The following is a 4061-nucleotide window of genomic DNA, read 5'->3' as shown; positions in this document are numbered from 1 at the left end:
ATAAAAAAGCATGATAGCAGAAACTGCTCGGCTATATATATCAAATTGACTGAGATTTTTATAAAGCGTAGGATAAAATCCTTGAGATAAAGTTAATGTTATCAAAGTAAAGGCTATAAACCAGCTGTAATCTATATACACTTGAATTCCAAAAATTTTAAATAACGGTATAGCATTCATCTTCTTCTTTTCCTTTTTGGTTTTAACTTTTTAAAGCTGCTATAAATTATATCTGTAAATATATGCACAAATTCAGCCAAAATTAGACCAAAGAAAAAGGATAAAAATGAGACATTGCTTAAAAAACTGCTTAAATCTAAATTATCGAATCTTAGGACTTGAAAATTATTATCCGGGATTAAAAAGTTTATCAAAAGCTTTAAAAGAAACAAAAATATAAATGCTATAAAAGATAAGTAAAAAATTTTTGTGATTGTTCCGTATATTGGAATATGAGAAATTCCACGATGACTAAAAAGCTTGGTATAAGGTAGCCATATGAACTTTAAAAATTTCCATCTGCTATTTGGTTTAGAAAAATATAAATCGTTATCAGGAGTAAGGAAAAAAGTCCCGATGAAATAGCCGGCAGAAAAAGATATAAAATCCGATGGATGAAGGTAGTAAATGAGAGGAGGAAGAACGGCGAGATTTATTAAATCGTGTGTTCTTCCTTTTGCCAATCTATTCTGCCAAATTTATTATGTAAAATTCGGCTCTTCTATTTGTAAACCTATCTAATTCATTATTATTAGAAACAATGTATTCAGATTTTCCAACTCCGTCTATCATAATTCTATTTGGAGAAACACCAAGTTTAATTAAATATTGCTTGACAGCCTCAGCTCTTTTTAAAGCTAATTTATCGTTGTACTTTTTAGAACCTATGTTGTCAGTATAACCTTTAATCTTAACTTTTACATCCGGATGGGTTTTTAGATACTTAGCAACTACATTTAAGTATGGTAAATACTCCTTCTTGATTTTTGAACTATTTGAATAAAAATGAATTCTAACTGGTTGGATAATAGCATCTGTACTTTTATAAGTTTTTGGAGCTTCTTTCTCTTTTACTCCAGTATCTAATTTTTCAGGTTCTTTATTTTGAGCAACTTTTACTTTCTCTATAACATCAGGAATGTTTGGATTAAGGCCAAGCTCTATTTCTTTATAGCATGGAATACCATCTTTATCTTTATCAGAATTTATATTTTTTTCTATTTTTGTTAACAGGTCTTCTATTTTTACTGTAAGTCTCAATGAATCTACAGATTGATTATTCTCGGTTTTTAAACTTTCTAAATAGCTTTCTACCATTCCGTATTCTTCCGGTGAACATTCAAGAGCATGTTTTTCTTTTAACTTATCAAATCTTTCTTGAATTTTACTTATGTCAACGTTTTGATTAGCAAAAACATTGCTTGCAAAAGCCAAAATTAATGTTGAAGCGATAATATTTTTTCTCATTTTACCTCTCCTTGAGATGCTTTTTCAATAGCTTTTAAAGACCATTCAATAGATTTTTTAGCTGCTTCATTAGATTTATCTACATTAAAATTAGAAGATTCTTCAACAGCTATTTTATAAAATCCTTTTGCTTTCCCATATTCATATGGTGCTTTCAAGGTTGCTCCAGACTCATAAGCTGTTTTCAAAGCCGACCTTGCAGCATCTAAATACTCTATGTTAGAATTCTTTAAAACATCAGCTGCATTCGCTATTCCAATAAAACACAAAACAGTAACTAAAAATTTCCTTGCCATGTTAATGCCTCCCACGACATTCATAAATTCTTTTTCGTAAAAATTCAAATAAAATTTAAAAATATTATATAACTAAAATACACCTCGGGTGAGAAATTCATTAAAACCATGAGACTCTTCCCTTCGCTCGGAATGACAAATAGGGTTGCCACTAGTCAAGTATATGATTATCAAGTTTTCTTCGTCATCTTGAGGACGAAGTCCGAAGGATCTCATTTTTAAATTTTATAAAAACCGCTAATTTCTCACCCCAAGGTATTTAAATTGTTTTCTATATTTTAAATACATTTCTAAGTGCTTGTATAATTTCTGTTTTATTAAAGAAGTATTACGCCAGCCTGAAGTAAAAGCTAATTCCTCACCTCACGTCCCGCCAAATCATTAATACCTTAAAAGAAATAACCTCTTAAAGAAGACTTTCTAATGATAAGAAAGACAAGGATCACAATCAAATCTTGCCAAGTCTTTTTTCTCTAAACCCCTCTGAATAATCTGTTTGCAAATATTGCGGAAAGACCTGCATTCAATATACCTCTTGCAGCCTTTTCAACATCATACTCTACTCTATAAAATTCAACAACATTATCTTCAGAATCAAATATAATATAAGACAATCTTGGATCTTTATCTCTTGGCTGACCTACACTCCCAGGATTAATTAGATATTTATTTCCTTCTTTTAAAAATATCTTATTATCTCTTTTATAAAAAACTTCATTATTTTCTTTCTCAAAAATTCCAGGCAAGTGTGTATGACCATAAAAACACAAACTTTGACTAAAAGCTGAATATGTATCGTAAGCTTCTTTGATTTTAGATATATACTCCATACCACCGGAAATGCATGGTTCATCATGAGTCAAAACCATCAAATCATATCAAAATCTTTTGGAAGAGATTTTAGATAATCCTTATGTCTATCTTCTAAAACTTCCATGTTATAATATGCAGCTTTTAGAGTGTATGGATTGTGCATATCGATTGGTTCTGCATCTGAAATTAAGGTGTCATGATTTCCTCTTAGTGAAAAATCTGCATTTTCTATTACCCAATCAACAATTTTTTTTGGATTTGCTCCATACCCTACAATATCGCCTAAGCAGTATATGTAATCATAACTTTTATTTTTAAGCTCTTTATCTAAGGCTTCAACAGCATAGATATTACTGTGTAAGTCCGATATGAATACTATTCTCATTTTGTTCCAATTCCTTATTTATTTTTCCTAAAATACCGTTTACAAATTTAACAGATAATTTAGAGTTTGTATAACATTCTACTAAATCAAGTAAATCTAAGAATAGTATCCTTATTTCTTTATCTTTTAACTCTTTGCTTTCTTCTTTTGAATGTATGATTAAAAGCTCAGAAACACCAAGTCTTAATACTGCTCTTTCAATATATCCAATTCTCTCAAAACGCCAATTTTTAAGATGGCTCTTGATAATATCATCTACTTCTTGTGAGTTTTCATTGTAAAAGTTTATAACTTTTAATACATATTCTTTTATTTCTGAAGGAAATTTTTTAGTGTTCAGAAATTCTTCTAAAACATTGAATAGGTCTTCTTTTCTAAAATCATATGCAAAAAGGACTCTCATAGATAAATCTCTTGCTGCTTTTAACAGTCTTTTTCTTAAAAATTTTAGACTCTTGTTTTTCTTCTTTTTCATTTTATCATCCTATGCTCTTTAAAACATTTGCCATTTCTATTGCAACCATGGCAGCGTCAAATCCTTTATTTCCCATTTTTGTTCCGGCTCTCTCAACTGCTTGTTCTATTGTGTCTGTTGTCAAGATTCCATAGCTTATTGGTACTTCTGTCTCTAAGCTAACTTGTGCTATTCCTTTAGTTACTTCATTGGCTACATAATCAAAATGAGGTGTAGAACCTCTAATAACAGCCCCCAAGCATATAACAGCATCATACTTGCCAGATTTTGCAAGCTTCTTTGCTGTTAGCGGAATTTCAAAAGAACCGGGAACTTTTACAATTTCTATATTATCTTTACTGCCTCCATGTCTTAAAATACAGTCAATAGCTCCCTCTAACAATCTTTCAGTGATAAAGCTATTAAACCTGCCGACTACAATACCAAATTTTAAACCTTCGGCTGATAGTTTGCCTTCTATAATATTCATAATACCTCCATTATAAACTTAGTCATCTATGTTAAACCTCCTTAACAATTTTTTTAACGGTACTTACAATATAATCTACTTCGCTTTCTGTTAAAGATGCATGAACAGGAATTGCAAATAGCTCCTTTGTGCAAAGCTCTCCAAATTCACAATTTA

7 protein-coding genes and 1 pseudogene are annotated in these 4061 nt (G+C 30.4%); all 8 read right to left on the bottom strand.

Annotation, left to right across the window (positions count from 1 at the left end; all coding sequences use genetic code 11):
• Positions 1-180, bottom strand: a pseudogene (locus tag SULYE_RS08600) (site-2 protease family protein); the annotation flags it as partial.
• Entirely contained in the window at positions 177-683 is a 507-nt protein-coding gene (locus SULYE_RS06650; protein WP_007547788.1) for a metal-binding protein, read from the bottom strand. The pseudogene SULYE_RS08600 and the gene SULYE_RS06650, both read right to left, overlap by 4 nt.
• A 1-nt stretch (position 684) precedes the next feature.
• Entirely contained in the window at positions 685-1467 is a 783-nt protein-coding gene (locus tag SULYE_RS06645) for an OmpA family protein (RefSeq protein WP_007547787.1), read from the bottom strand.
• Entirely contained in the window at positions 1464-1763 is a 300-nt protein-coding gene (locus SULYE_RS06640) for a hypothetical protein (protein ID WP_007547786.1), read from the bottom strand. Before SULYE_RS06640 ends, SULYE_RS06645 begins: the two co-directional genes overlap by 4 nt.
• Positions 1764-2236: 473 nt before the next feature.
• Positions 2237-2632, bottom strand: a complete 396-nt coding sequence (locus SULYE_RS08685) for a metallophosphoesterase family protein (RefSeq protein WP_007547785.1) — start codon at positions 2630-2632, stop codon at positions 2237-2239.
• Positions 2632-2961 carry a metallophosphoesterase family protein gene (locus SULYE_RS08680; RefSeq protein ID WP_007547784.1) on the bottom strand — a complete coding sequence of 110 codons (330 nt, stop codon included), beginning with the start codon at positions 2959-2961 and terminating at the stop codon, positions 2632-2634. The genes SULYE_RS08685 and SULYE_RS08680 overlap by 1 nt, the downstream gene beginning before the upstream one ends.
• Positions 2927-3436, bottom strand: coding sequence for a transcription antitermination factor NusB (nusB, locus tag SULYE_RS06630; protein ID WP_007547783.1), 510 nt, complete (start codon positions 3434-3436; stop codon positions 2927-2929). The genes SULYE_RS08680 and nusB overlap by 35 nt, the downstream gene beginning before the upstream one ends.
• Before the next feature lie 4 nt (positions 3437-3440).
• Entirely contained in the window at positions 3441-3905 is a 465-nt protein-coding gene (gene ribH / locus SULYE_RS06625) for a 6,7-dimethyl-8-ribityllumazine synthase (protein ID WP_007547782.1), read from the bottom strand.
• Positions 3906-4061 lie beyond the last annotated feature (156 nt).

The organism is Sulfurihydrogenibium yellowstonense SS-5 (genome assembly GCF_000173615.1).
Lineage (GTDB): Bacteria > Aquificota > Aquificia > Aquificales > Hydrogenothermaceae > Sulfurihydrogenibium > Sulfurihydrogenibium yellowstonense.
This window is presented reverse-complemented; position numbering and strand designations above follow the sequence as displayed.

Coding starts and splice junctions, on each gene's coding strand:
- nusB (WP_007547783.1), bottom strand. CDS start 3,436: ATGAAAAAGAAGAAAAACAAGAGTCTAAAATTTTTAAGAAAAAGACTG.
- SULYE_RS06640 (WP_007547786.1), bottom strand. CDS start 1,763: ATGGCAAGGAAATTTTTAGTTACTGTTTTGTGTTTTATTGGAATAGCG.
- SULYE_RS08680 (WP_007547784.1), bottom strand. CDS start 2,961: ATGAGAATAGTATTCATATCGGACTTACACAGTAATATCTATGCTGTT.
- SULYE_RS06645 (WP_007547787.1), bottom strand. CDS start 1,467: ATGAGAAAAAATATTATCGCTTCAACATTAATTTTGGCTTTTGCAAGC.
- SULYE_RS08685 (WP_007547785.1), bottom strand. CDS start 2,632: ATGGTTTTGACTCATGATGAACCATGCATTTCCGGTGGTATGGAGTAT.
- ribH (WP_007547782.1), bottom strand. CDS start 3,905: ATGAATATTATAGAAGGCAAACTATCAGCCGAAGGTTTAAAATTTGGT.